The 578-nt window shown below is 69.6% G+C and carries 1 protein-coding gene; it reads right to left on the bottom strand.

Going from position 1 to position 578, the window contains the following annotated elements:
- Positions 1–66 precede the first annotated feature (66 nt).
- Positions 67–504, bottom strand: coding sequence for a DUF6248 family natural product biosynthesis protein (locus tag ACFSKW_RS54755; protein WP_379583852.1), 438 nt, complete (start codon positions 502–504; stop codon positions 67–69).
- Positions 505–578: the final 74 nt, after the last annotated feature.

Genomic DNA, 578 nt, shown 5'->3' on the forward strand with positions numbered 1-578 from the left:
GCCAGTACTCGATGAGCCAGTCGAGGGCCTCGATGACGTGGGTCAACGGCGCTCCTTGAGTGGTGGTCAGGCGGTGGCGAGGTCGAACAGCGGGACGCGCTCGTACGTGATGGGCCGCATCGGGTTGCGCTCGGGAGCGTGCGGGATGTCAGGCCTGGAGTGGCCGCAATCGCAGGTGCAGACCCAGCGGCATCGGCGGTCGGCGATCCACACCATCGCCAGATGGGAGCGGTGCCAGCCGGTCGCCGACGCGGTGGGGTACCGGTGCGCCTGGCGGAAAGAGGCGGCCCCGACCCCGCCGCGTGTCCCGATGATCGTCTCGTACTCGTACATCGGCGTGCCCATGTGGCAGCGCGAGTGCCGGCCGGGGTCGCGGGAGTTGAGGCACGGGCCGCTCCACTGGCAGGCGCACGTCAGGTAGAAGCCAGGCACCTCGGCGTACGTCTTGCGCATGGTCTTGGTCCAGATGTTGTCGCGGACCCAGGCGGCCTCCTCAGGGCTCACGAGGGGCTCCTGAAGGTGCGGCGCCATCCGGTGCGCTTCCGCACGTGGTAGTGCCAGGCGATGCTCCACTCGGC

It is taken from the genome of Nonomuraea mangrovi, assembly GCF_042681425.1.
Taxonomy (GTDB): Bacteria; Actinomycetota; Actinomycetes; order Streptosporangiales; family Streptosporangiaceae; genus Nonomuraea; species Nonomuraea mangrovi.